Below are 213 nucleotides of genomic sequence, written 5' to 3' on the forward strand. Positions count from 1 at the left end.
GAAGGTGGCTCCGACCGTCTGATCGAGAACCGCGTTGCCGAAGGTGGCTCCGACCGTCTGATCGAGAACCGCGTCGCCGAAGGTGGCTCCGACCGTCTGATCGAGAATCGCGTTGCCGAAGGTGGCTCCGATCGCCTGATCCAGAACCGCGTCGCCGAAGGTGGCTCCGATCGTCTGATCGAGAACCGCGTCGCTGAAGGTGGCTCCGACCGT

General features: G+C 64.3%; 1 pseudogene. It reads left to right on the forward strand.

Going from position 1 to position 213, the window contains the following annotated elements:
• Nucleotides 1-213, forward strand: a pseudogene (locus E4487_RS25075) (phage infection protein); the annotation flags it as partial.

The sequence above is a fragment of the Pseudomonas sp. BMW13 genome (assembly GCF_013357275.1).
Lineage (GTDB): Bacteria > Pseudomonadota > Gammaproteobacteria > Pseudomonadales > Pseudomonadaceae > Aquipseudomonas > Aquipseudomonas khazarica.